The organism is Ruegeria sp. A4, assembly GCF_056543025.1.
Genome location: NZ_JBQGAW010000001.1, coordinates 1,234,049 through 1,259,393 on the forward strand (window position 1 = coordinate 1,234,049; position 25,345 = coordinate 1,259,393).

22 protein-coding genes are annotated in these 25,345 nt (G+C 59.2%); 9 read left to right on the top strand and 13 right to left on the bottom strand.

Annotated features, from left to right (window positions below):
* Genes glmS through ACR0E2_RS06170 form a run of 3 tightly spaced genes read left to right on the top strand, consistent with a single transcriptional unit; the run spans nucleotide 1 to nucleotide 3,062 of the window.
* Nucleotides 1-1,824, top strand: coding sequence for a glutamine--fructose-6-phosphate transaminase (isomerizing) (gene glmS / locus ACR0E2_RS06160; protein WP_480445675.1), 1,824 nt, complete (start codon nucleotides 1-3; stop codon nucleotides 1,822-1,824).
* A gap of 3 nt (nucleotides 1,825-1,827) precedes the next feature.
* Nucleotides 1,828-2,370 (top strand): pyridoxamine 5'-phosphate oxidase family protein, encoded by a 543-nt coding sequence (locus ACR0E2_RS06165; RefSeq protein ID WP_480445677.1) that lies wholly within the window; start codon nucleotides 1,828-1,830, stop codon nucleotides 2,368-2,370.
* A gap of 5 nt (nucleotides 2,371-2,375) precedes the next feature.
* Nucleotides 2,376-3,062: a DNA alkylation repair protein gene (locus ACR0E2_RS06170; protein WP_480445678.1), complete on the top strand. Its 687-nt coding sequence runs from the start codon at nucleotides 2,376-2,378 to the stop codon at nucleotides 3,060-3,062.
* Here ACR0E2_RS06170 and ACR0E2_RS06175 read toward each other — a convergent pair.
* Nucleotides 3,050-3,481, bottom strand: a complete 432-nt coding sequence (locus tag ACR0E2_RS06175; RefSeq protein WP_480445680.1) for a hypothetical protein — start codon at nucleotides 3,479-3,481, stop codon at nucleotides 3,050-3,052. The genes ACR0E2_RS06170 and ACR0E2_RS06175 overlap by 13 nt on opposite strands.
* A gap of 90 nt (nucleotides 3,482-3,571) precedes the next feature.
* Between ACR0E2_RS06175 and moaA the strand changes: the two genes are divergently transcribed.
* The gene (gene moaA / locus ACR0E2_RS06180; protein WP_171116477.1) at nucleotides 3,572-4,579 is read left to right on the top strand and encodes a GTP 3',8-cyclase MoaA; all 1,008 of its coding nucleotides are present in this window, start codon (nucleotides 3,572-3,574) and stop codon (nucleotides 4,577-4,579) included.
* Between the two features lies 1 nt (nucleotide 4,580).
* Nucleotides 4,581-5,879, top strand: a complete 1,299-nt coding sequence (locus ACR0E2_RS06185) for a 3-deoxy-D-manno-octulosonic acid transferase (RefSeq protein WP_480445682.1) — start codon at nucleotides 4,581-4,583, stop codon at nucleotides 5,877-5,879.
* Between the two features lie 72 nt (nucleotides 5,880-5,951).
* Here the strand turns inward: ACR0E2_RS06185 and ACR0E2_RS06190 are convergent, their stop codons facing one another.
* From ACR0E2_RS06190 to ACR0E2_RS06210, 5 genes are read right to left on the bottom strand one after another with little or no spacing between them, the layout of a single operon-like run.
* Nucleotides 5,952-7,115 carry a M20 aminoacylase family protein gene (locus ACR0E2_RS06190; RefSeq protein WP_480445684.1) on the bottom strand — a complete coding sequence of 388 codons (1,164 nt, stop codon included), beginning with the start codon at nucleotides 7,113-7,115 and terminating at the stop codon, nucleotides 5,952-5,954.
* Between the two features lie 22 nt (nucleotides 7,116-7,137).
* The gene (locus ACR0E2_RS06195; RefSeq protein WP_171722943.1) at nucleotides 7,138-8,301 is read right to left on the bottom strand and encodes a M20 aminoacylase family protein; all 1,164 of its coding nucleotides are present in this window, start codon (nucleotides 8,299-8,301) and stop codon (nucleotides 7,138-7,140) included.
* Nucleotides 8,302-8,317: 16 nt separating this feature from the next.
* A complete protein-coding gene (locus ACR0E2_RS06200) occupies nucleotides 8,318-9,484 on the bottom strand; it encodes a M20 aminoacylase family protein (protein ID WP_480445686.1) in 1,167 nt (388 codons plus the stop codon).
* Nucleotides 9,485-9,524: 40 nt separating this feature from the next.
* A complete protein-coding gene (argE, locus tag ACR0E2_RS06205; protein WP_480445687.1) occupies nucleotides 9,525-10,694 on the bottom strand; it encodes an acetylornithine deacetylase in 1,170 nt (389 codons plus the stop codon).
* Between the two features lie 5 nt (nucleotides 10,695-10,699).
* The gene (locus ACR0E2_RS06210) at nucleotides 10,700-12,520 is read right to left on the bottom strand and encodes an ABC transporter ATP-binding protein (protein WP_171227932.1); all 1,821 of its coding nucleotides are present in this window, start codon (nucleotides 12,518-12,520) and stop codon (nucleotides 10,700-10,702) included.
* Nucleotides 12,521-12,805: 285 nt separating this feature from the next.
* Between ACR0E2_RS06210 and ACR0E2_RS06215 the strand changes: the two genes are divergently transcribed.
* The 3 genes from ACR0E2_RS06215 to ACR0E2_RS06225 all read left to right on the top strand — a co-directional run bounded on the left by ACR0E2_RS06215 (nucleotide 12,806) and on the right by ACR0E2_RS06225 (nucleotide 16,587).
* Nucleotides 12,806-14,512: a peptide ABC transporter substrate-binding protein gene (locus ACR0E2_RS06215; RefSeq protein WP_480445688.1), complete on the top strand. Its 1,707-nt coding sequence runs from the start codon at nucleotides 12,806-12,808 to the stop codon at nucleotides 14,510-14,512.
* 94 nt (nucleotides 14,513-14,606) lie between these two features.
* The gene (locus tag ACR0E2_RS06220; protein WP_480445689.1) at nucleotides 14,607-15,614 is read left to right on the top strand and encodes an ABC transporter permease; all 1,008 of its coding nucleotides are present in this window, start codon (nucleotides 14,607-14,609) and stop codon (nucleotides 15,612-15,614) included.
* Nucleotides 15,607-16,587 carry an ABC transporter permease gene (locus ACR0E2_RS06225; RefSeq protein ID WP_152458617.1) on the top strand — a complete coding sequence of 327 codons (981 nt, stop codon included), beginning with the start codon at nucleotides 15,607-15,609 and terminating at the stop codon, nucleotides 16,585-16,587. The genes ACR0E2_RS06220 and ACR0E2_RS06225 overlap by 8 nt, the downstream gene beginning before the upstream one ends.
* Before the next feature lie 7 nt (nucleotides 16,588-16,594).
* Here the strand turns inward: ACR0E2_RS06225 and ACR0E2_RS06230 are convergent, their stop codons facing one another.
* From ACR0E2_RS06230 to ACR0E2_RS06255, 6 genes are all read right to left on the bottom strand, one after another.
* A complete protein-coding gene (locus ACR0E2_RS06230) occupies nucleotides 16,595-17,731 on the bottom strand; it encodes an MFS transporter (RefSeq protein ID WP_480445691.1) in 1,137 nt (378 codons plus the stop codon).
* Nucleotides 17,732-17,799: 68 nt separating this feature from the next.
* Nucleotides 17,800-19,077 carry a DUF3422 family protein gene (locus ACR0E2_RS06235; protein ID WP_480445692.1) on the bottom strand — a complete coding sequence of 426 codons (1,278 nt, stop codon included), beginning with the start codon at nucleotides 19,075-19,077 and terminating at the stop codon, nucleotides 17,800-17,802.
* A 107-nt stretch (nucleotides 19,078-19,184) separates the two neighbouring features.
* Nucleotides 19,185-19,541 carry a VOC family protein gene (locus ACR0E2_RS06240; RefSeq protein ID WP_171167281.1) on the bottom strand — a complete coding sequence of 119 codons (357 nt, stop codon included), beginning with the start codon at nucleotides 19,539-19,541 and terminating at the stop codon, nucleotides 19,185-19,187.
* A 161-nt stretch (nucleotides 19,542-19,702) separates the two neighbouring features.
* Nucleotides 19,703-21,157 carry an NAD(P)(+) transhydrogenase (Re/Si-specific) subunit beta gene (locus ACR0E2_RS06245; protein WP_152458621.1) on the bottom strand — a complete coding sequence of 485 codons (1,455 nt, stop codon included), beginning with the start codon at nucleotides 21,155-21,157 and terminating at the stop codon, nucleotides 19,703-19,705.
* A gap of 13 nt (nucleotides 21,158-21,170) precedes the next feature.
* Nucleotides 21,171-22,742: a Re/Si-specific NAD(P)(+) transhydrogenase subunit alpha gene (locus tag ACR0E2_RS06250; protein ID WP_152458622.1), complete on the bottom strand. Its 1,572-nt coding sequence runs from the start codon at nucleotides 22,740-22,742 to the stop codon at nucleotides 21,171-21,173.
* Nucleotides 22,743-22,871: 129 nt separating this feature from the next.
* Nucleotides 22,872-23,321, bottom strand: a complete 450-nt coding sequence (locus ACR0E2_RS06255) for a methyltransferase family protein (RefSeq protein ID WP_152458623.1) — start codon at nucleotides 23,319-23,321, stop codon at nucleotides 22,872-22,874.
* Nucleotides 23,322-23,495: 174 nt separating this feature from the next.
* On the opposite strand from ACR0E2_RS06255, the gene kynU reads away from it, so the two are divergent.
* On the top strand, nucleotides 23,496-24,689 hold the full coding sequence (gene kynU, locus ACR0E2_RS06260; RefSeq protein WP_480445694.1) for a kynureninase: 1,194 nt from the start codon (nucleotides 23,496-23,498) through the stop codon (nucleotides 24,687-24,689).
* Here the strand turns inward: kynU and ACR0E2_RS06265 are convergent.
* On the bottom strand, nucleotides 24,682-25,260 hold the full coding sequence (locus ACR0E2_RS06265) for a TetR/AcrR family transcriptional regulator (protein WP_480445695.1): 579 nt from the start codon (nucleotides 25,258-25,260) through the stop codon (nucleotides 24,682-24,684). The two genes, kynU and ACR0E2_RS06265, sit on opposite strands and share 8 nt — an antisense overlap.
* Between the last annotated feature and the right edge of the window lie 85 nt (nucleotides 25,261-25,345).

The window sequence follows — 25,345 nt, forward strand, 5'->3', positions numbered from 1 at the left end:
ATGTGTGGAATAGTAGGTGTTTTGGGGCAGCACGAGGCCGCCCCTATTCTGGTAGAAGCCCTGAAACGGCTTGAATATCGCGGCTATGACAGCGCCGGGATTGCAACCGTCAACGACGGCGCATTGGGCCGGCGGCGCGCGGTTGGCAAGCTGGTCAACCTCAGCGACCTTCTGGTGCATGATCCTCTTCCCGGAAAATCCGGCATAGGCCATACCCGCTGGGCCACGCATGGCGCCCCGTCGGTCAACAATGCACATCCGCACAAGGCGGGCCCAGTGGCCGTCGTTCACAACGGCATCGTCGAAAACTATCGCGACCTGAGGGCCGAACTCGCCGAACATGGTGTTGATTTCCAAACCGAAACCGACACGGAAACGGTTGCCCTCATGACGGAACACCACCTGAACTCGGGCTTGTCCCCGGTTGAGGCCGCGTTCAAGACGATCGACCAGTTGGAGGGCGCCTTTGCGCTGGCCTTTCTGTTCGACGGTGAGGACGATCTGATCGTGGCGGCCCGCAAGGGATCGCCACTGGCCATCGGTCACGGGGATGGCGAGATGTATGTGGGCTCTGACGCCATCGCCCTGGCGCCTCTGACCAACCAGATCACATATCTGGAAGAAGGCGACCGCGCGGTTCTGACCCGAACGTCGCTTGAAATCCGCAACGAAGCCGGTGAGCTGGCCAACCGGGAAAAGCGCAAGATCAAGCTGGATCATGCGCGCGCGGACAAGGGCGAGCACAAGCATTTCATGGCCAAGGAAATCGCTGAACAGCCCATCGTTGTGGCCGAAGCAATCCGGTCCTACCTGCCCACGGGCGGTGACCGCGTGGTCCTGCCGGACACGGATCTGGATTTCAGCAAGCTGGATCGTCTGACCATGGTGGCCTGCGGCACCGCGTTTTACGCCTGCCTGACCGCGAAATACTGGTTCGAGCAACTGGCGAAGATGCCCGTTGAAGTCGATATCGCCAGCGAGTTCCGCTATCGCGAGCCTCCGATCACGGATCGAACACTGGCGCTTTTCGTCAGCCAGTCGGGCGAAACCGCCGACACGCTGGCCGCGTTGCGATATTGTGAGGGCAAGGCAGACAAGATCGTTTCGGTCGTCAACGTGCCCGAAAGCTCGATTGCTCGCGAAAGCGATATCGCCTTGCCGATCCATGCCGGTGTCGAAATCGGCGTGGCGTCGACCAAAGCCTTCACTTGCCAGCTGAGCGTGCTGCTGATGCTGGCGCTCAAGGCCGCGGCAGACCGGGGCACGATGACGGATGAGGACATCGCCGATCATGCCGCCGCCCTGCGCGGGTTGCCGACCGTGCTGAACGCCGCGCTCGATCAGAACCGGGCGATCCGCAAAGCCGCCCAACGCCTGTCCGAGGCGCGCGACGTCCTGTTTCTGGGCCGTGGCCTGATGTACCCGCTGGCAATGGAAGGCGCGCTGAAACTGAAGGAAATCAGCTATATCCACGCCGAAGGTTATGCGTCAGGAGAGTTGAAACACGGCCCCATCGCCCTGATCGACAAACATATGCCCGTGGTTGTCATGGCACCCCGTGACACCGTGTTCGACAAGACCGTGTCGAACATGCAGGAAGTGATGGCGCGCAAGGGCAAGGTGATCCTGGTCTCTGACGATGACGGCATTGACGAGGCCGGCGACGGAGTATGGAGCACCATCCGCATGCCGCATGTTCACACCAGCCTTGCACCGATCCTGTATTCGGTTCCCGCGCAATTGCTGGCCTATCACACGGCGGTTGCCAAGGGCACGGATGTGGATCAGCCGCGCAATCTGGCCAAGTCGGTCACGGTAGAGTGAATTATGGCCAAACAGTTCCCGCAACTTGAGGAAGTGCATCAAAAGTTCATCGAAGATCAGCGTATGTTCTTCGTCGGCACCGCCGGGGCCGAAGGTCGGGTCAATATTTCCCCCAAGGGAATGGATTCGCTGCGGGTACTGGGGCCGAACCGCATTGTCTGGATGAACCTGACCGGCAGTGGCAATGAAACGGCGGGGCATATTTTGCAGGTCAACAGGATGACGCTGATGTGGTGTTCCTTCACCACACGTCCGATGATCCTGCGCACCTATGGCACCGCACGTTGCCTGCATGTCGGGGATGATGGCTGGGACGACCTTGCCGGCCTGTTCCCAAATCACCGAAGCGCACGGCAGATCTATGACCAGTCGATCGACATGGTACAGACCTCTTGCGGCTATGCCGTGCCTTTCATGGAGTTCCAATCTGACCGCGATACAATGCAGAAATGGGTGGATGGAAAATCAGACGAGGACATCCGCTCGTATTGGGTGGAAAGAAACAGCCATACGATTGATGGAAAGCCAACCGGCGTACCGATGTGAGTCCGATGCTGAATGGATATCTCGATCAGATCAAGGCGCACGGTGACCCCGAGCGGGCGACCCAGATGGCCAGTTACCACAAGGCGGATCGCATCTATCTGGGCGTCGCGAACCCGGTTCTCAACGACCTGACCAAGGCGTGGCGGAAAGAACTGGACGTGCCGGCGCGGGTCGCATTGGCGGACGGGCTATGGCAAAGCAACATCCACGAGGGGCGACTTGCCGCATCCAAGCTGTTGACTCAGGCACGCATCCGACCGGATGCGGCGGTTTGGAATTTGCTTCAAAGCTGGCTGTCGGATTTCGATGCATGGGCCGTTGCGGACCACGCGTGCATGGCGATGCAAAAACGGCTTTCAGCAGATCCCGAACGGTTGGACGAGGTCGAACTGTGGACCCGGTCCGATCACATGTGGACCCGGCGCGCGGCCTTGGTCGCAACCCTGCCCTGGACCAAACAGAACCACCCCAAGCCTGACGATCTGCACCGCCGTGACCGCATCCTTGGCTGGGCTGCGGGATATGTTTCGGACCGCAACTGGTTTATCCAGAAATCCGTCGCCTGGTGGCTGCGCGAACTGTCCAAACATGACCCGGAACGCGTGATCGCCTTTCTGAAACAGCACGGTGATGCCATGAAGCCGTTTGCCCGCCGCGAAGCAGGCAAATACCTGAAAAATCAGTTCACATAGACCTCAAGTTCGACAAGTTCGTCGAAGGGCACCAACAGGGCCCTCATGGCGTCCAGTGACAGGCGGCTGCCGCCGCTGTCTGGACCGGAAACCGGGACCAACGTGATATAGGCCTGCGCCCCGGTCCGTGGCACGACGACACGCGCTGTAACTTCGCTGTCCACCAGCGGCGTCTGCATCCAGCGCCCCGGAGTGGTCGGATCCCCAAGCCCGGCGATGGTGGTCTTCGCCCCAACCCAGTTCGGGCGCGCGGAAACCGGTTCGGGTTGCAACACCTCTTCGGCAACTGCTGTGCCCGTTTCCGTGTCAGACACCGTCTGGGCGGGCGCGTCGCCCCCGCCGAACACTCGATCAGTCGTTGACTGCACGGCGTCGCATCCGGCCGTCATTGCGCATGTCAAAACAAGTATTTTCTTCATGCCGGAAACCTACAACCCTGCGCCCACCTGTTCCAGCGCAAAGCGCAGTTCGCCCTTGTCGCGGCCATGTTCCAGCTTTACCTATATGGCATGACAGCTCCGCTTATCGACCCGTTTGCCCGCGCCATCACGTATCTCCGCGTCTCCGTCACGGATCGCTGCGATTTCCGCTGCGTGTATTGCATGTCCGAGAACATGACCTTTCTGCCCAAGAAAGACCTGCTGACATTGGAGGAACTGGACCGGATGTGTTCGACCTTCGTCAGAATGGGAGTCGAAAAGCTGCGCATTACGGGTGGTGAGCCTTTGGTGCGTCGCAACATCATGACGTTCTTCAATTCGATGACACGTCATCTGGACAGCGGTGCATTGAAGGAGTTGACGCTGACAACCAACGGTTCGCAACTGCACCGATTTTCCGAAGACCTGTATGCGGCCGGTGTGCGTCGGGTGAATGTCTCGCTGGACACTCTGGATGATGACAAGTTCGCCAAGGTGACGCGCTGGGGTCGCCTGAAACAGGTTTTGAACGGAATCGACGCCGCGCAAAAAGCTGGCCTGCGGATCAAGATAAACGCCGTTGCCCTGAAAGGGTTCAACGAGCCCGAACTTCCCAAAATCACGGAATGGTGCGCCCAGCGGGATATGGATCTGACCTGGATCGAAGTCATGCCCATGGGCGATATAGGAAACGAAGACCGCCTGGATCAGTACTGGTCGCTCAAGGACGTGCGGAAAGAATACGAAAACCGCTATTCGGTCACCGATCTGGCCGAACGCAGCGGTGGCCCAGCCCGTTACGTGCGGCTCGAGGAAACCGGCCAGAAAATCGGTTTCATAACGCCACTGTCGCACAATTTCTGTGAAAGCTGCAACAGGGTCCGCCTAACCTGCACGGGCGAACTTTACATGTGCCTGGGTCAGGAAGACATGGCCGACCTGCGCGGTGCCCTGCGCGATCATACCGACACCGAACAGCCACTTGAAGACGCGATCCGATCTGCGATCAATCTCAAGCCCAAAGGGCATGACTTCGACTATTCCCGCCAAGCCGTCGATGGCCGGATGAGCCGTCACATGAGCCATACAGGCGGCTGATATGCCGGATCACGACGGCCGCCCCACGGCGTTGTACCATGTGTACTGCGCCCTCACGTCTCTGGCCGCGCCCCTGATATGGCGGGTCGTTCGGAACAAGCTGCGGGAAGCAAACGTACCCGACAAGCGTCAACAAGAACGCCTTGGCCATGCCAGCCTGCCCAGACCGAGTGGGCGTTTGGTCTGGTTCCACGCCGCCAGCGTCGGCGAAAGCCTTTCGGTTCTCAGCCTGATCAGACGGCTGGCAGATCGCCTGCCTGAGGCCGAGTTTCTGATCACCTCGGGCACCCCGACCTCAGCGGCTCTGATCGAAAAACGCCTGCCGCCCCGCACACGGCATCAATTCCCGCCGCTGGACACGGCAGGCCCGGTCCGGCGCTTTCTGAACCATTGGCAACCAGAGGGCGGAGTTTTCGTCGAAAGTGAAATATGGCCGCGTTTGATCGTCGAAAGCGCCAGACACGCCGTTCCGCTGGCCCTTCTGAATGCACGACTGTCGGACAAGTCCGTTGCCGGTTGGAAAAAACGCCCCAGAACAGCGCGGTTCGTATTGAGCAAGTTCAACCTGTTCCTGACACAAAACGACAAAACCGCAGCCAACCTGGCAGCCATGGGTGCCCCTGCCGGTCGCGTCCGGCCCGGCACCAATCTCAAGGCCATGTCAGACCCTCTTCCCATAGACCACGGCACGCTGGACGACATTGGTTCTCAGATTTCTGGCAGACCTGTGTGGATCGCCAGTTCAACCCATGCCGGTGAAGAGGAAATCGTTCTGGCCGCGCATAAATCACTTCTGGAACGCTGGCCCGATCTGCTGCTGTTGCTGATCCCCCGCCACCCAGAGCGCCGCGGCGATATCGCAAAACTACTGGACGCCTCCGATCTCAACGCCGCGTTCCGATCAGAAACTTCCCCGATCAAAACCGAAACCCAGGTATATGTCGCTGATACACTGGGCGAGACCGGCACATGGTACGCTCTGTCTCCCATCGTGTTCCTGGGCGGCTCCCTTAAAAATATCGGCGGCCACAACCCTTTCGAACCGGCCCAGGCCGGAGCCGCCGTGATAACCGGCCCCGGATACTTCAATTTTGCTGAAACTTTCGCGCCGTTGATCAAAACCGGTGGCGCCATCGAGGTTCGGACCAAAACAGATCTCTCTGCGGCGGTCGTCCATTGGCTTTCAGACGATCAAGCCCTGACCCGGGCACGCAGCGCCGCCCAATCCTGCGTCAAGATGCAAAGCAACGCACTGGACTCCGTCGTGGAAACGCTGTGCCGTTCGCTCGACCTGACGTGAGCACGCGGGATCCCTTTTCATCTGGCCAAAAAAATCCCCGGGGGTGTGGGGGCAGAGCCCCCACCCGCCCCATCAGGCCGCCGGCATCCGCTGCTCGACGATCTCTGCCCACCAGCTGCACCCGGCGGGAATCGCCTCATCGTTGAAGTTGTATTCCGGGTGGTGAACCATGGCCGTATCGCCGTTACCCACTAGAATATAGGCGCCAGGGCGCTCCTCCAGCATAAAGGCAAAGTCCTCGCCGCCCATGACCAAAGGCGCATCGTCGCAATCACCCGATACCGACCGGGCAACGGCTGCGGCAAACTCTGTCTGCTCTTCACTGTTCACCATCACCGGATACCCGCGGATGTAGGTCACATCGGCGGTGCCTCCGAACGTTGCCGCCACACCATTGCAGATCTCATTGATCCGCTTTTCGGCCAGATCCCGCATATCCTTGCTCATGGTGCGCACGGTACCCTTGATCTGAACAGTCTGCGGGATCACGTTGAACGCTTTCGACGAGGTCTCGAACGACGTCACCGACACCACGACCTGATCGATCGGATCGGCATTGCGCGACGAAATCGTCTGAAGCGCCAACACCGCCTGCGCGGCCAGTACCGTGGTATCTACTGTTTCATGCGGCTTGGCAGCATGACCGCCGCGCCCTTCGAAAGTGATGTCGAACTGATCGGTTGCGGCAAAGAAAGAGCCGGGACGGATGGCGAACTTGCCCACAGGTTGTCCCGGCCAATTGTGCATGCCGTAGACTTCCTGAATATTCCAGCGGTCCATCATGCCATCTTCGCACATTTCACGACCACCACCGCCGCCCTCTTCGGCAGGCTGGAAGATCACAACAACCGTGCCATCAAAATTTCGGGTTTCAGACAGGTACTTCGCCGCACCAAGCAGCATCGCCGTGTGACCATCATGGCCGCAGGCATGCATGGCACCCGGCGTTTTCGAGGCATAGTCCAACCCCGTCGCCTCATGGATCGGCAGCGCATCCATATCCGCCCGCAAACCGATCACCTTGCCGCTGTTGTCCGATTTGCCCTTGATCACGCCAACAACCCCTGTGCGACCGATGCCGGTGACGACCTCGTCGCAACCAAACTCCTGCAACTTCTCGGCCACCATTGCGCTGGTGCGGTGCGTTTCGAACAGGATTTCAGGGTTTTGGTGCAGATCCCGTCGCCAGGCGGTGATCTCATCCTGCAATTCGGCAAAGCGGTTTTTGACTGGCATGTCTATTCTCTCCTAATTCAGTTCAAGCCGCCGGCATTCGGCGCTCGACCATTTCTGCGAACCACGAACATCCAATCGGGATGATCTCGTCGTTGAAATCGTATTCAGGGTGATGCAACCCGGCGCTGTCACCGTTGCCCAGAACGATGAAGGCTCCGGGCCGTTCCTCCAGCATGAACGAGAAATCCTCGCCCCCCATCACCATCGGCGCCTCGATGCAGCTGCCCCCGACCGAGACTGCGGCCTCTGCCGCATATCCGGTCTGAGTTTCGGCATTGATCGTCACCGGAACGCCGCGCGAGTAATTGACGTTCACGGAACCACCGAATGTTGCTGCAATCCCTTCGGCGACCTCTTTGAGGCGCTGTTCGATCAGATCTCGCATCTGGTTGGAATGGGTCCGGACCGTGCCGCGTATCTGCGCCGACTGCGGGATCACGTTGAACGCTTTCGATGACGTCTCGACGGACGTCACCGAAAGCACGGCTTGCAGGATCGGATCGGCATTGCGCGACACGATCGTCTGCAATGCCACGATCAATTGCGACAGCATCACCGTCGTATCGACCGTCTCATGGGGTTTTGCAGCGTGACCGCCGCGCCCTTCAAGATGAATATCAAATTCGTCCGCCGCGGCCAGCAAAGGGCCCGAACGGATCGCGAACTGCCCGGTCGGCAGGCCCGGTACGTTGTGCATCGCATAGACTTCCTGAATGCCGAACCGGTCCATCAGACCGTCCTTGCACATGGCCTCGGCGCCATTCCCGCCCTCTTCGGCGGGCTGAAAGATCACGATTGCAGTGCCATCGAAATTGCGCGTCTCAGAGAGGTACTTTGCCGCCCCCAAAACCATGGCGGTATGCCCGTCATGCCCGCAGGCATGCATCGCGCCTGATGTCTTCGAGGCATAGTCCAGCCCGGTCTGTTCCTGCATCGGCAGCGCATCCATGTCGGCGCGCAGGCCAATCACACGGCCCTGCGTGTCGCTCTTTCCCCGAATGACCCCGACCACGCCGGTGCGACCGATGCCTGTAACGACCTCATCACAGCCGAATTCCTTCAGCTTTTCCGCCACCAGGGCGCTGGTGCGGTGCGTGTCGTACAGAATTTCCGGATGTTGGTGAATGTCACGCCGCCAGCCTGTGATCTCTTCATGCATCTCTGCGAGGCGGTTTTTGATCGGCATGTCACTCTCCCTCAAATTATGCGACGGGCAATCGTCGTTCCACGATCTCGGCAAACCAACTGCAACCGGCGGGAATCGCATTGTCGTCAAAATTGTATTCCGGGTGATGGCACATCGCCGTGTCCCCGTTCCCGATAAAGATGTAAGCTCCGGGCCGTTCTTCAAGCATGTAGGCGAAATCTTCCGACGGCATGATCGGATCAGTGCTGTCATTGACCTTGCCCGCCACGGCCTCGGCTGCCTCGGCGGCGTATGCCGTCTCGGCCTCGGAGTTCACAGTCACAGGATAGCCGGGCGTCCAGACGACATCCGCCTTTGCGCCGAAGGCCGAGGCCGTATCCTCGGCGATCCTGCGCACGCGTTCTTCCGCAATGGCGCGGTATTCGGGGTCGAGCGTCCGGACGGTCCCCTGCAAGCGGACGGTATGCGCGATCACGTTCGACGCGACGCTGTCCGTTTCGAACGTGCCCACGGTCAGCACCACGCGTTTGATCGGATCGACGTTGCGCGCCACGACGGATTGCAATGACACGACGATATGCGAGGCCGCCAGCGTGGTGTCTACCGCATCATGCGGTGCAGCGGCGTGTCCGCCCTTGCCGGTGATCGTGATCTCGAATTCATCAGATGAGGCCAGCAAGGCGCCGGGTCGGATCGCGAATTCGCCCACCGGCAACCCCGGCATGTTGTGCATGCCATAGACCTCATCAATGCCCCAGCGGTCCATCAGGCCGTCCTGACACATGGCCAAGCCACCCGCGCCGCCTTCTTCTGCCGGCTGGAAAATCAGAACCACAGTGCCATCGAAGTTTCGCGTTTCGGCCAGGTACTGGGCGGCCCCAAGCAGCATCGAGGTATGCCCGTCATGCCCGCAGGCGTGCATCTTGCCCGATACGGTCGACGCATAATCCAACCCCGTCGCTTCTTCGATCGGCAATGCGTCCATGTCAGCGCGCAATCCGATCACGCGCCCGGTCGTATCCTGCCGTCCCCGGATCACGGCCACGACACCCGTCCTGCCAATTCCCGGCGTGATCTCATCCACACCAAATTCCCTGAGACGCTCGACAACGAAAGCAGCCGTTTCATGCACGTCATACATCAGTTCAGGATGTGCGTGCAGGTGGCGGCGCCACTTGGTAATATCGCCATGCATCTCTGCAAGTCTGTTTTTGACAGGCATCTCAAGACCCTCCCCTGAACCACTGAGGCCACGTTGAATGTTACGCCGCGCTCAGCCTTTCAACCAATCGTTGCATGAACCCATGCCCAGCTTCGAACTGCGCGATCGATATGAACTCGTTCGGCTGATGAGCCTGCGCGATATCGCCGGGGCCGCAGATCACGGCCGAATACCCGGCCGCCTGAAACTGCCCCGCTTCGGTCCCATAGCTGACGACGTGGCTTGCGTTGTCCCCGGTCAGGGCTCGCACCAAAGCTTCGGCTTCTCCGTCCTGTTCGGGCACCAGCCCCGGGATCGCGAAATGCTCAGACAGTTCGATGCGCGCATCGGGGTGAACGGCCTGCATCCGAGCTTCGACCTGGCGGACCTGTTCGATATAGGCATCGCGCCATTCAGCCTGCGTTTCGTCCGGCACCGTGCGGAAATCCATCATGAAAGTGCAGTCTTTGGCGGTGATGTTATGGGCGGTTCCGCCTTCAATCATGCCGACATGACAGGTTGTCCAAGGCGGATCAAATACAGCCGCGATTTCGCTCTGCTCAGCAGCCATGCTTTCGGCATTTCTGTGATTTGCCCAATCGATCAAAGGCGCCGCCGCCATGATAGCGTTCACGCCAGTGTGCATAATCGAGCTGTGCACTTCGAACCCGACGATATGTGTATCGATGCCGAACCCGCCCTTATGCCCCGTTACCGCCTGCATCATCGACGGCTCACCCACTATCACTGCCGATCCCTTGGGCAGAACCTGTTGCATTGCTTCAATCATCGGCGGTGCACCGGTGCATCCGACCTCTTCATCAAAGCTGAGCGCCAGCTGAAGCGGCCGGCTGATATTGGCATAGTGTGCTTCGACCAGGGCCCAGATGGCCAGGGCGTCAAACCCCTTCATGTCGCAGGTGCCGCGACCGAAGTATCTGCCGTCTTTCTCGGTCACCGTGAAAGGATCAGTTTCCCACGGCTGACCGTCCACCGGCACGACATCCGTGTGACCGGACAGAACCACCGCGCCTTCTTCGGATGGACCAACATGCGCAAAGATCGCGGCCTTGTGCGGTTGGTCCGGATCTGGCCAGCGGTGGCTTTCGATTCCGTGGCCCTGCAAGTAGTCCTGAACCCAATCCACCAGCGGCAGATTGGTATCACGGCTTACAGTCGGAAATGAGATCAGCTGTGTCATGATCTCAAGCGGGGTCAGGCGTTTCGCCATTGGGGTCAATACCCGCTGTCCGTGGTCAGAATGAAGTGCCCTGCCTCAACCTCTTGATATTGCGAAGGTTCCGGCGTGTAGTTGGTGGGATGAATAGGAGAAGGGATCGGTTTGAAATTCAGATCCTTTTCCGATTTCCGCTTGTTCGGGTCCGCGATCGGAACCGCCTTCATCAGCGCCTGTGTATAGGGATGCTGCGGGTTCTCGAACACCCGCGCCCGGGGCCCAAGTTCGACAATGCGCCCCAGATACATGACCCCGACATAGTGGCTGACCCGTTCGACCACGGCCATGTCGTGGCTGATGAACAGGTACGACAGGCCCAGCTCGGACTGCAATTCCATCATCAGGTTCAGAACCTGCGCCTGCACCGACACGTCAAGGGCCGAGACCGCCTCATCCGCAATGATCAGCTTGGGATTCAGGGCCAAAGCGCGGGCAATGGCAATCCGCTGACGCTGACCGCCCGACATTTCATGCGGGAAGCGACGCATGAAGCTGCGCGGCAATTGCACCTTGTCGAACAATTGTGCCACACGATCCTGAAGTTCGGATCCCGACGCCACACCATAATTGCGCATCGGCTCGGCGACCTGGTCGACCAGCTGCATCTGCGGGTTCAGCGAGGCGAACGGGTCCTGGAAAATCATCTGCATGTCCAGCCGCGCCTTGCGCAAACCGGATGGATCAAGCTTCATGATGTCGACGCCGTCCAGATCAATCTCGCCCGCCAACGGCTCAACCAGCCGCAGGATCGAACGCCCCGCCGAAGACTTGCCGCAACCGGATTCCCCGACAAGACTGAGCGTCTGACCTTTGTTCAGAGTGAACGAGACATCCTCGACCGCATGAACGTTCGAAATCGTGCGCCGCAAAAGCCCGCCTTTGACCGGGAACCGTGTCGTCAGGTTCTTGACGGTCAGCAGAACCTCTTCCGTACCCGGAATTGGCGCAATGCTCTGCCCTTCGACCCCCAGCAGCTTCATCGGCTCGGGCGCGGATTTACCCTGCATCTCGCCCAGTTTCGGCACCGCGGCCAGCAGCGCCTTGGTATAGTCGTGCTGCGGGTTTTCAAAGATTTCCTTGACCGTGCCTTCTTCGACCTTGTTGCCGCGGAACATCACAACAACGCGGTCAGCCATCTGGGCAACCACGGCCATGTCGTGGGTGATGAACATCACCGCAGTTCCGGTTTCCCGCTTGAGGCGGTCCATCAAGGCCAGAATCTCGGCCTGAATTGTCACGTCCAGCGCCGTAGTGGGTTCGTCGGCAATCAACAGGCGCGGCTCACAAGCCATCGCCATCGCAATGACAACACGTTGGCGCATCCCGCCCGACAACTCGTGAGGATATTGTTTCAAACGGCGCTCGGGCTCTGGGATACGAACCTGACGCAGCAATTCCAGCGCCCGTTCCTCGGCCTGCGCTTTCGTCATGTCCTTGTGGATGCGCAGACCTTCGGTCAACTGGCGGCCCACGGTGAAAACGGGGTTCAGCGCGGTCATCGGCTCTTGAAAGATCATCCCGATCTCGTTGCCGCGAATCTGCTTCATCAGATCCTGATCGGCCTTGGCCAAGTCCATTTCTTCGCCATCACGACGATCAAACAGCAATTCACCGCCCGCGATTTCGCCGCCACCGAACTCGACCAGACGCATCAAGGACAACGATGAAACCGACTTCCCCGAGCCCGATTCGCCAACGATACAAACGGTTTCGCCTGGTTTGACCTCGAACGAGACGTCCTCAACACCAACAACGGGACCGTCTTTTGTCTGAAACTCCACCCGCAGTTTTTTGATTTGAGCAATAGGCTGATCCAGCACGTGCGCGCTCCCTTGACGAGGTTATTCTTGTTCTGAATGCCGAACGCTACGGCGGGCCGCCGGGAAAAGTCAAACCCATTACACATTTTCGCGACGGCACCACTTGCATTTTTCTCAAGTTCTGTTTCGATACCCAACGTAACCGCCTTGGGGAGGCAGCGCCGATTTATGTCGTTAGCGCTATTATCTTTATTGATCAAAAACTTACCCCGAAGCGGCAACGCCAAACCCGCAGGCCTTGCGGAGATAATCGAGACACGAACGTGTCCAATTCGGGAGTGACTTATGAAAATCAAAACCCTTTTGCTTGGTGCGATCGCAAGCACGGCAATGGCCCCGATGGCCTTTGCCGAGCGCGGTTCGGACGGCAATGTCAGCATCATCTATTGGCAGGCTCCGTCGATCCTGAACCCGTTCCTGTCCGGCGGTACGAAAGACGTGGAATCGGCCTCGCTGGTGATCGAACCACTTGCCCGCTACGACCAGGACGGCAACATGGTGCCATATCTGGCGTCTGAAATCCCGACCGTGGAAAATGGCGGTGTCAGTGAAGACCTGACGTCGATCACATGGAAAATCGCGCCGGGAATCACATGGTCTGACGGCTCTCCGTTCACCGCTGCTGACGTAAAGTTCACCGCCGATTACTGTATGCACCCGGAAGGTGGCTGCGCGCAGGTGACCAAGTTCGAAGGCGTCACCTCGGTAGAAGCTGTTGACGACCTGACCGTCAAGGTCACTTTCGACGCACCGACCCCATTCCCCTATGGCCCGTTCGTCGGCGGTGAAAGCCCGATCCTGCAGAAGGCCCAGTTCGAAAACTGCATGGGCGCCAAAGCCCCGGAATGCACCGAACAGAACTTCAACCCGATCGGCACCGGCCCCTTTGTCGTCACCGAGTTCAAGCCGAACGACGTGATCACCTTCAAGGCCAACGAAAACTATCGTGATCCGGCGAAACCTGCCTTTGCGACCGTGACCTTCAAAGGCGGCGGTGACGCGACGGCTGCAGGTCGTGCCGTCATGGAAACCGGTGAATTTGACTATGCCTGGAACCTGCAACTGGCTCCGGAAGTGATCGCACAGATGCAGGAAGGTGGCAAAGGTACGCCGGTGGCAGGTTTCGGCCCGCTGGTCGAGCGCATCATGCTGAACCAGACCAACCCGTCACCCGAGCTGCCGGAAGGCGAGCGTTCGACGGCCAAGCATCCGCACCCGTTCCTGAAGGATCCGGCCGTTTACAAAGCCATGTCCATGGCCATCGACCGTCCGCTGCTGGTGGAAATCGGCTATGGTCAGGCTGGTAAAGTGACCTGCAACTGGGTTCCGGCACCTGCGGCGTTCAACTCGACCTCGATGACCTGCGACACCCAGGATATCGAAGGCGCCAAGAAACTGCTGGATGATGCCGGCATCGTCGACACCGATGGCGACGGCGTCCGCGAGAAGGACGGCGTTCCGCTGAAGATCGTCTATCAGACCTCGACCAACGCCGTCCGTCAGGACTTCCAGGCGCTGATCAAGGAATGGTGGAGCCAGATCGGCATCGAAACCGAACTGCGCAACATCAACGCATCGGTCTTCTTCGGTGGCGACCCGGGCTCGCCCGACACGTTCCAGAAGTTCTATGCCGACGTTGAAATGTACGCCAACACCTTCAACGGCACCGATCCGCAGTCCTATCTGGGCAACGGTCTGTGCGACAAGGCACCGCGTCCCGAGACGCAGTGGCAGGGCGAAAACATCAGCCGCTTCTGCAACGAAGAGTTCGACAAGCTGCACGCTCAATTGGCCGAAACCGCTGGTCTGGAAGCGCGTGCGGAAATCGCCAAGCAGCTGAATGACATCATGGTTCAGAATGGTGGCATGATCCCGCTGGTTCACCGTGGTCGCCTGTCGGCACATGCAAACACCCTGGGTGGCGTTGTCCTGAATGTTTGGGACAGCGAGCTGTGGAACATTGCGGACTGGTACCGCAAGACCGGTTCCTAAGCACTGACCTTGCAAAACCGCGCCCCGATCGTTATCGGGGCGCGGTCATTTGCATCCCACCCCAACAAGAAGACGCATATAAAGGCGCCTCTTAATGCTTAATTTCACAATCAGACGACTGGTGCTGGCCGTTCCTACGCTGCTGTTCATCAGCCTCGTCATCTTCCTGCTCCTCGAACTCGCACCCGGCGATCCGATGGCGCAGGTTCCGCTCACCGTTCCCCCCGAAGTCAAGGAAAAGATGCGCGAGGCGCTCGGCCTTGGTCAGCCGATGCATATCCGGTTCTGGAAATGGATCGTGCAATTCTTCTGGATCGAACCGCAGGTTCTGATCGACCACATCTTCGGCACCAGTTTTTCCGCAGGCGACCTGCGCGTGATATCCTGGCAGACCCGCTCGCCCGTCATGGACATCGTCGTTCAGCGCATCCCGCAGACCCTGTGGGTTGTCGGCACCGCCTATGTGGTCGCCATCCTGATCGCCCTGCCCATCGGCATCTATTCGGCCTATCGCCAGTATTCCTGGTTCGACCAGATGGGCACCTTCGTGTCGATGGTCGGCTTCTCGGTCCCTCCATTCTTCTCGGGCGTTCTGGTGATCGTGATCTTTTCAGTCCAGTTGGGCTGGTTCCCGTCGATCTATGACACGACCCATATCGTCAACAGTTGGGACAGCTTTGTTGTTCAGCTCAAACAGATGATCATGCCGGTCATGGTGCTGGCGTTGCAGATCACGGCACAGCTCAGCCGTTTCATGCGCGCCTCGATGCTGGACAATCTCAACCAGGATTACGTCCGCACCGCCCGCGCCAAGGGGCTCAGCGAATACACGGTCGTCATGGTCCACGTCCTGCGGAACTCGATGATCCCCGTGGTCACGGTCATTGCACTGGGCATTCCGGCCATCTTCGGTGGCGCCATCATCACCGAGCAGGTTTTCAAGGTGAACGGCATCGGCCAGTTGCTGATCGGGGCCATTCAGGCCAACGACCTGCCGATGGTGCAAACCCTGACCTTCATCTTCGCCGTGCTGATCGTGCTGTTCAACCTGATCGCGGACGTCCTGTATGGCATTCTGGACCCGAGGATTCGCTATGACTGATCACGACAAATCAGACACGCTCATCCCCGACGAAGGTCTGGCCCCGGCATCCACCGCGCTGCCAACCGCTGATGTGATGGAGGAACTCACAACCCCGCCGCGCAGCCAATGGCGCGACGTCTGGGATCAGTTCAAGACACACAAGGGCGCCATGGTGGGTGCGGTGCTGTTCATCCTGATCGTGGCGGGGGTCTATCTGGGCCCCTATCTCTGGAGCATTGATCCAACGCAGATCGATATCCGGGCCCGCAATCAGGGGCCAAGCTGGGCGCATCCCTTCGGCACCGACCAACTGGGCCGGGATATTCTGGCGCGCATGATGTCGGGCGGTCAAACCTCGGTATCGGTGGGCATCACCGCGATGCTGCTGGCACTGTTCCTGGGATCGTTCATCGGCGTTCTGGCCGGGTTCTTCAAACGGCTGGATGGTCCGCTCATGCGTCTGACAGACCTGTTTCTGGCCCTGCCCCTGCTGCCCTTGCTGCTGGTCATGATGCTGCTGTTCCGCGAACCCCTGTCGGCCGCGTTCGGGCTGGAGCGCGGGATCTTCATCCTGATCGTCTGCGCCATCGGCATCACCTCGTGGATGCCTACGGCGCGGATCGTACGGGGTGACGTGCTGGCCATAAAAGAACGTGAATTCGTTCTGGCGGCCCGGTCCATCGGCACCAGCAACACTCAGATCATCACGCGGCATATCCTGCCGAACGTGTTGTCTCCGATCATGGTATCGGCGACGCTGGGGATTGCGACGGCGATCATTACCGAAAGCGCGCTTTCCTTCCTGGGTCTGGGCTTTCCGCCCGACTTCCCGACATGGGGCCGCCTGCTGTTCGACGGAGTCGATTATCTACAGCAATACCCCGAGCGTGTGTTCTGGCCTGGTCTGGCAATCTCGCTGACTGTCCTGAGCGTCAACTATCTGGGTGACGGTCTGCGCGATGCGCTGGATCCCCGCATTCGCGGACGCTGAAACAAGTTCAGTCGGCGCGCCTCAGCGCGCCGGCCAACAGCACGATCAGAACGGCCAATGGCAACAGCACAGCGAAGGCCAGACGCAGGCCGAACACTTCGGCCAAAAAGCCGATCAACGGCGGACCGATCAACAGCCCCCCATACCCCAATGTCGCCACACTTGCGATGGCTTGCCCCGGTGGCACATTCGGATCGCTGGCCGCCCGGCTGAATGCCAGCGGCATGATCACGGCATAACCTATTCCCATCAATGCAAAGCCGGCCAGCACGGGCAAGATCGTTACTGTTGAAACCACCGTGAAAACGCCCAAAGCCGCGCAAATACCGCCGAACCGGGCGGAAACGACCGGACCGAACCGGGTGATGACAAGCGCGCCTGCAAGTCGAAACGCCACCATGGTCACTGAAAACACCGCATAGCCCAAGGCAGCGACGCTTTCGGACGCCCCCGTGATGTCACGCAGATATATCGCGCTCCAGTCCGCGACGGCCCCTTCGCCCAATGCCCCGCACAAGGCGGCTATGCCAACCAGTATCAACGCACCGGATGGCAAGGCGAAAACCGTACTCTGAGGCCCTTGGGATCGGCGCGAGGTCCAGCTTACCCAGGATGACGCAAGCGCAAGGCCAACAACCACGCCACCCGCCAACAGGAAGTGCACAAGAACCGTCAGCCCCATCTGAACCGCGGCATATCCGCTGAGCGCGCCAAGTCCAGCACCAAGGCTCCACATTGCGTGGAACGAGGACATAACGGGTTTGTCATAGGCCTGCTCTACCTCGGCGGCCCATGCATTCATCGCAACATCCATCGACCCGTGAAAGGCGCCAAAGACAAACAGAAACACTGCCAGCCCCCAAAGCCCATCAGCCATGGCAAGCAGGATCAGCGACCCCGTATACAGAACCGCAATGATCCGGGTGATTGCAACAGCGCCGAAACGATCCGTAAGCCGCCCGGTTATCGGGAACGAGCAGACAGCCCCCGCAGCCATGAACAACAGGCCATATCCAAGCGCCTCATGGGACAGTTCCAGGCGGTCACGTATGGCGGGAATGCGCGACGCCCAGATTCCGAACAGGGCACCATTCAGAATGAACATGGCGGCGACAGCGCGCCATGCTGCAACTATGCTTATCATCCCAAGCCCTCGCTCTGCTTGCCCAATGCCCCTGTTCTACAGGTCAGAGGAAACTTGGCAATTGCCACTCAACCAAGCCGCTTGCGAATGCGTCGCACCGAGTACCACACCCCGGCGACAACCGGGATCGTAACCGCCGCCGTCAGCATGCCCTTGCTGATGCCCGAGGCCGTCAGCGGATACAAAAGATAGCTGACCAGCGAAACCGCGTAATAGCTGATGGCAACCACGGAAAGCCCCTCGACCGTATGTTGCAAGCGCAGTGCCAGATCAGCCCGACGGTCCATGCTTTCCAGCAACGCCTGGTTTTGCGCGCTGCGTTCCACATCCACTCTTGTCCGCAGCAACTCACCCGCGCGGATCGCCCGATCCGACAAAGCCTGAAGCCGGCGTTCCGTGGATTTCACGGTGCGAATTGCAGGGTCATATCGGCGCATCATGAAATCGGCGAAATTCTGACCACCTTCGAAACGCTCTTCTCGCAACACTTCGATCCGCTGGTTGACGATGGCCTCATAGGCCCCGGTGGCCCCGAACCGGAAGGAACACCGGGCCGACAAAGTTTCGAGCTCGATCGACGTTGCCAGCAAATCCTGCAACAGCGCGTCAGGCTGCGTCGAGTTGCCAGTCATCTGCCCCATCAATCGGGTGAGTTGCCCGTCCAGCTCTCCGATACGCGGCATCAGCTGCTTGACGCGCGCGAAACCCAGCATCGACATCGCCTTGTACGTTTCAATTTCGCAAAGTCGCTGAATGATCCGTCCCGTCCGGCGCCGTCCGGTGCCCTCGGCCACGAACAAGGCAAAGCGCATGTGACCGGCCGGATCGATCCGAAAATCACTGGCACAAACTGCGGCATCGTCCAATACCCTGGACACGGCCAGACTTTCCGGCTCGAACCAATCCAGCAGTTTCGACTTCACCACGTCGTCACTGTCGCGCTCAACGACGCGCAACAATACTGATGTAACCCTCTGGCCCGGACTGGCGATCAACCAATCGGGCGGAAAGACCTCAAAGTCAGCCGGATCAAAGGCGCGATCACTCACATTCTGCGCGATCGCCGTGTAGGTCACAAATTCGGTATGCTGCTCCCACTTCAACCAATGGCGGCCAATCTGGCCCGCGTAATGCGTGGCATCCGGCCGAGGGTGCTGCGCACCGTGGCGATCCAGCAGGTCGATCAAATGAGCCAAATCCTCACGTCGATCGCGCGCCACGGCGGCCTCGGGCTTTTTGATCGCAAGAAAGACCACCGTACAGGGCATTGACGCGACCGGGAAGGGTCGCGCATGCAGTTCATTTGCCAGCGCATAGCGAAGGGGATGGTCGTCTATCGGTGTCATGTATGGCTCCGCCTCGTCACGCGCACTATACGGCACATAATTGATACATCAATTCTCTTTTTATTTCATATACTTAGAGGGATACAACGGTATACAACCCTGCTATCTCATTGATTTGGCTGCCACAGCTCGATGGGGTTGCCTTCGGGATCATGAATGCGGGCAAATTTTCCAACTTCGCTGTCCCAGTCAGGATTGGTTTCCACCGTGATTCCAGCCTGCTCAAGCTGCGCCGTCAGCGCGGCCAGGTCATCAACACGAAAATTGATCATCCACTGCTGATCGGTCCGTCCGAAATATTCAGTGTCCTCCTCAAATGGCGCAAAGACCGTATAGCCTTCACGCTGCTTCCAGGGCACGGGGTCATAATGATTGACGCCCAGGTGCTTCTCATACCAGGCGCTCAGCGCTTTAGGGTCGCGGGCGCGAAAGAACACTCCGCCAATACCATTCACTTTCTCCATCCTCGACCTCCTGCCATCTGTTCCGCCACCCCAGACTACCACACTCCGCCTGCTTCATCTGGCTGGAAATATCCTGGGGGTTTGGGGGCAACGCCCCCATGCACACTCAAAAAGAAAAGGGCGCCCAAAGGCGCCCTTTGCAATCTGATCAAACGCGACGATCAATCGATCATCGGCAGCAGCTTGTCCAGCGACTCCTTGGCGTCGCCGTAGAACATCCGGGTGTTCTCTTTGAAGAACAGCGGGTTTTCGATGCCGGAATACCCGGTGCCCTGCCCACGTTTCGAGACAAACACCTGCTTGGCTTTCCAGCATTCCAGAACCGGCATTCCGGCGATGGGGCTGTTGGGATCTTCCTGCGCCGCCGGGTTCACGATGTCGTTCGAACCGATGACGATGGCCACATCTGTGTCCGGAAAGTCGTCGTTGATCTCGTCCATTTCCAGAACGATATCATACGGCACCTTCGCTTCGGCCAGCAGAACATTCATATGGCCCGGCAAGCGGCCCGCCACAGGGTGGATTGCGAAACGAACGTTCTTGCCCTTGGCCCGCAGCTTGCGCACCAGTTCGGAAACCGATTGCTGCGCCTGTGCCACGGCCATCCCATAGCCCGGAATGATGATCACGCTGTCCGCGTCGTTCAAAGCCGCAGCAACGCCATCAGCCTCGATGGCGATCTGTTCGCCTTCAACGGCCATTTGTTCGCCCTGCGGGCCACCAAAACCGCCAAGGATCACGCTGACAAAGTGGCGGTTCATCGCCTTGCACATGATGTAGGACAGGATCGCACCCGACGAGCCCACCAGCGCACCGACCACGATCAGCAGGTCGTTGCCCAGCGAGAAACCGATCGCCGCAGCCGCCCAACCCGAATAGCTGTTCAGCATCGACACCACCACCGGCATGTCAGCGCCGCCGATGCCCATGATCAGGTGATAGCCGATGAATAACGCCGCCAGCGTCATCAGGATCAGCGGGAACAGACCACCTGTCGATGTGTACCAGATCAGGCAGATCAGCGAGAGACCCGCTGCCGCCGCGTTCAACGCATGGCCACCGGGCAGCTTGGTCGCTGCCGAGGTCACCTTGCCCGCCAACTTGCCATAGGCGACGACCGACCCGGTAAAGGTGATCGCACCGATGAAGATGCCCAGGAACAATTCCACATGCAGGATTGCCAGCTCAGCCGGGGTTTTCTTGGCAATCAGCTTGGCAAAAGACCCCAGATCGGACAGATCCGCCTGGCTGGCACTGTCCGCAATGGCCATGACCTGTGCCACGTTGCCGATCTCGAAATGCGCGTTGAAGCCAACGAACACGGCCGCAAGACCGACCAGCGAGTGCATCGCCGCAACAAGCTGCGGCATCTCGGTCATCTGGACGCGCTGCGCAACATATTGGCCGATGAAACCACCGCCCGCAATCAGCAGCAGCGACAGAAGCCACAGACCCGAGCCCGGGCCAACCAGCGTGGCGAATACCGCCAGCGCCATACCGACGATGCCATACCAGACCGCGCGCTTGGCGCTTTCCTGGTTCGACAGGCCGCCGAGCGAAAGGATGAAAAGGACAGCCGCAACAACATAGGCGGCAGTGGTGAAGCCATAATCCATGTGCCCGGCCTCCTTAAGATTTCTGGAACATGGCGAGCATGCGCCGGGTTACGAGGAAACCGCCGAAGATGTTGATCCCGGCCATGAAAACGGACAGTGCCGCCAGCAGAATGACCAGGAACGACCCCGATCCGATCTGCATCAAAGCCCCGACGATGATGATCGACGAGATCGCGTTGGTGATCGCCATCAGCGGAGTGTGCAGGCTGTGTGCGACGTTCCAGATCACCTGGAAGCCCACAAAGATGGCCAGCACGAAGACGATGAAGTGCTGCATGAAACTGGCCGGAGCGATCAGCCCCACCAGCAGCATGAGCGCGCCACCGACACCCAGCAGGGTGAACTGCTGCTTGGTCTGCGCCTTGAAGGCCGCGATTTCCTGCGCCTTCTTTTCTTCCGGGGTCAGTTCCTTGACCTCGGGCTTTTTCTGCGCCGCGATCGCCTGCACCTTGGGTGGCGGCGGCGGGAAGGTGATCTCACCCTCATAGGTCACTGTCGCGCCGCGGATCACGTCATCTTCCATGTCGTGGTTGATCTGACCGTCCTTTTCAGGCGTCAGATCGGTCATCATGTGACGGATGTTTGTCGCGTACAAAGACGAAGACTGCGCTGCCATCCGGCTGGGGAAGTCGGTATAGCCGATGATGGTCACGCCATTGGGCGTCACGACCTTCTCGTCCGGCACGGTACCTTCGACGTTCCCGCCACGCTCGGCCGCAAGGTCAACGATGACCGAGCCCGGCTTCATTGCCTTGACCATGTCTTCCAGCCACAGCTTTGGCGCCGGACGGTTGGGGATCAGGGCCGTCGTGATGACGATATCCATTTCCGGGGCCAGCTCTCGGAACTTGGCCAGCTGCGCGTTGCGGAACTCTTCTGACTGGACGGACGCATACCCGCCGGTGGCCGCACCATCCTGCTGTTCTTCTTCGAAATCCAGATAGACGAACTCGGCCCCCATCGATTCGACCTGTTCGGCCACCTCGGGGCGCACGTCGAACGCGTAGGTAATTGCACCCAGCGAGGTCGACGTCCCGATCGCGGCAAGCCCGGCAACACCGGCCCCGACGATCAGAACCTTCGCTGGCGGCACCTTGCCAGCCGCAGTCACCTGACCGGTGAAGAAACGGCCAAAGTTGTTGCCGGCTTCGATCACGGCGCGGTAGCCGGCAATGTTGGCCATCGACGACAACGCGTCCATCTTCTGCGCGCGTGAAATACGCGGCACCATTTCCATGGCGATCACATTTGCGCCTTTGGACTTGGCAAGTTCCATTCCTTCTTCGTTGCCGGCAGGATTGAAGAAGGAAATCAGCGTCTTGCCCTTGGTCAGACGCTTCAGTTCCGTCTCGGTCGGGATACGAACCTTGGCGATGATATCTGCGGCCTTCCAAAGCGATGCCGCGGTCTTGACAACCTCAACGCCCACGGCCTCATACGCCGCGTCCGAAAAACCGGCGGCAGCACCTGCGCCTTTTTCGATCAGGCACTCATAGCCCAGTTTTTGCAGTTGCACGGCCGAGTCCGGTGTCATCGCGACCCGGTTCTCGCCGTCCAGTATTTCCTTTGGCGTGCCTATCTTCACTGGCAGTCCCCCTAATTCTTACTCGGTCTGAGCGGGTGATCGGTATTCTTTGTTAAGCAAAGATGTATCCTGCGCAACATTATTTCGCAAGCGCAGCATTTTTGACGTGATGTCATTGCAGAATCCACCCTAAATCCAGCGCCGTGTCTTGCGTTCGTAACGCGCGAAGTCGGCGCGAAAGGTACGACGCAGGCGGTCTTCTTCTGGTAGGATGAACCGACGCTCCAACACCCAGACGAAGACTGGCACAAGAACCAGGGACAGGACGGCATCAAACCGAAGGATAAGGCCCGCAAGAATCAGAACGTCGCCCACATAGATCGGATTGCGACTGCGCTTGTAGATACCGGATTGCACCATCGATGACGGGGTTTCATGCGGGATGACGGTTGTCTTGTGACGGCGGAATTCGACCACCGCCAGGACAGCCATCAGGATTCCACCTCCGATCAACACCCCGCTCAGAAGATCCGTCAAACCACCCTCAAGCGACAGACCCAGCTTCAGATACTTGGCCTGCAACCAGGCAAGAGCTGCAAAAGCAATCAACCAAACCGGCGGAACGTCCATCCAGCGCATGCAAAGCCCTCATTGAATGACGACAAGATCAAGCACATGTCGCTTCTGCGCGATGTCCTACCGCTTTTGAGCCAAAATGGCAAAAGACCAGTATGTCGCATCGCATGGACTCATTATCGTGGATCGACTACCTCAATAGCAATCACCGACGTTCACACGAGTTAGCGAGCCTTCATGACTGATTTTGCGGCAACCAAAGCCATGTTCGACCTGCCAGAGGGCGTCATCTATCTGGATGGCAACTCTCTGGGCCCCCTGCCGAAATCAGCCGGTGCCCGAGTGCAACGGATGCTGACGGACGAATGGGGCCAGATGCTGATCACCGGATGGAACAAGGCTGGTTGGATGGGCCTGCCCACCGCGCTTGGTGACCGGATTGGCCGCCTGATCGGAGCAGAGCCCGGCAGCGTGGTGACCGGAGACACCTTGTCGATCAAGGTCTATCAGGCCGTGGCCTCGGCCCTTGAACTGAATCCGGATCGCAAAGTGGTTCTGTCGGATAACGGCAACTTTCCTTCGGACCTGTATATGGCGGATGGCTTGCTGCGCTCGCTTGGGGACGCGTATGAGTTGCGCGTCGTTGATCCCGAAGCCGTGGCCGGCGCAATCACCGAAGAGGTCGCTGTTCTTATGTTGACCGAGGTGGATTACCGCTCGGGTCGGATGCACGACATGAAGGCGCTGACCGAACTGGCGCATGCCAACGGCGTGATAACGGTCTGGGATCTGGCCCATTCCGCGGGGGCCATCCCCGTGGACCTTTCAGGGTGCAACGCCGATTTCGCGGTCGGGTGTACGTACAAATACCTCAACGGCGGCCCCGGCGCGCCAGCCTTCATCTATGTCGCGCCGAGGTTGGCGGAACGCGCACGCCCCGCCCTGTCCGGATGGCTGGGGCACGAAGCGCCGTTTGCCTTCGATCTCGACTACCGCCCCGGCAGCGGCATTGAACGGATGCGGGTGGGAACGCCGCCCATCATCCAGATGACGGCCTTGTCGGCTGCGATGGACATCTGGGATCTGGCGGACATGGCCGACGTCCGGGCCAAATCGATTGAACTGACCGAGCTTTTCATAGAACGCGTCGAGGCAACCTGCCCGGATCTGCAACTGGCCAGCCCCCGTGATCCGCAGCAGCGTGGCAGCCAGATCTCGTTCCGTTTCAAGGAAGGGTATGCCGCCATGCAGGCCCTGATCGCCCGTGGCGTGATCGGAGATTTTCGAGCACCCGACATAATGCGGTTCGGCTTTACACCTTTGTATATCGACGAAGGCGATGTCGAACGCGCCGTCGGGATTATGGCCGATATCATGCAGAACCGCCTGTGGGACACGCCCGAACACAGGATCCGTCAGCGCGTTACCTGACTTCGAGTCCGGCGCCGAAAAGGGCCGCGACCTGTGCGACCTGCTGTTCATAGACCTCGGCCCCGGCGCCAATCAGCTTCAGCCCCTTGAGCGTGGCCGTGATCGTCCGACCGATCTCTGCCGCGTCAGCCAGCAGGCGAACCCGACCCGCCTTTTCCTGTTGCGTCAGCCAGTCCGCATAGAGCGCGGCCAGCTTGGCCTCACCCGCCGCGATGATTTCCGCAGACAGGGATTTTGTGTTGTCGAGGATTTCAAGCCCGTGGGGCGAGGCCAGAATTTTTGCCATTCCCTCGGTCTGCGCCTGAATTGCGCGGGTCAGAACCTCAGGCACCGACCCTTGCGTCGCCAGCGCTTCGGCCACCGCAACGCTCTTTTCGGCATAGTACAGCTCGGTCAGCTTGCTGACGATCGCCTCTTTGTTCTTGTAATGCAGATACACCGCCGGCCGAGACATCCCCGCGCCGCGCGCGATATCGTCCATCGAGGTCTTTCTATATCCATAAGTGGAAAACGCCTGAAACGCCGAGTTCAGGATCGCCTGTTGCCGTGAGCGGTCACCATTGTCTTTCATATCCGAAGCCCTGACATTTTTTGTTCAATTTGTCAATTGACACCCTGACACTTTTCTACAATTATGTCAGAAACCAGCCACAGCA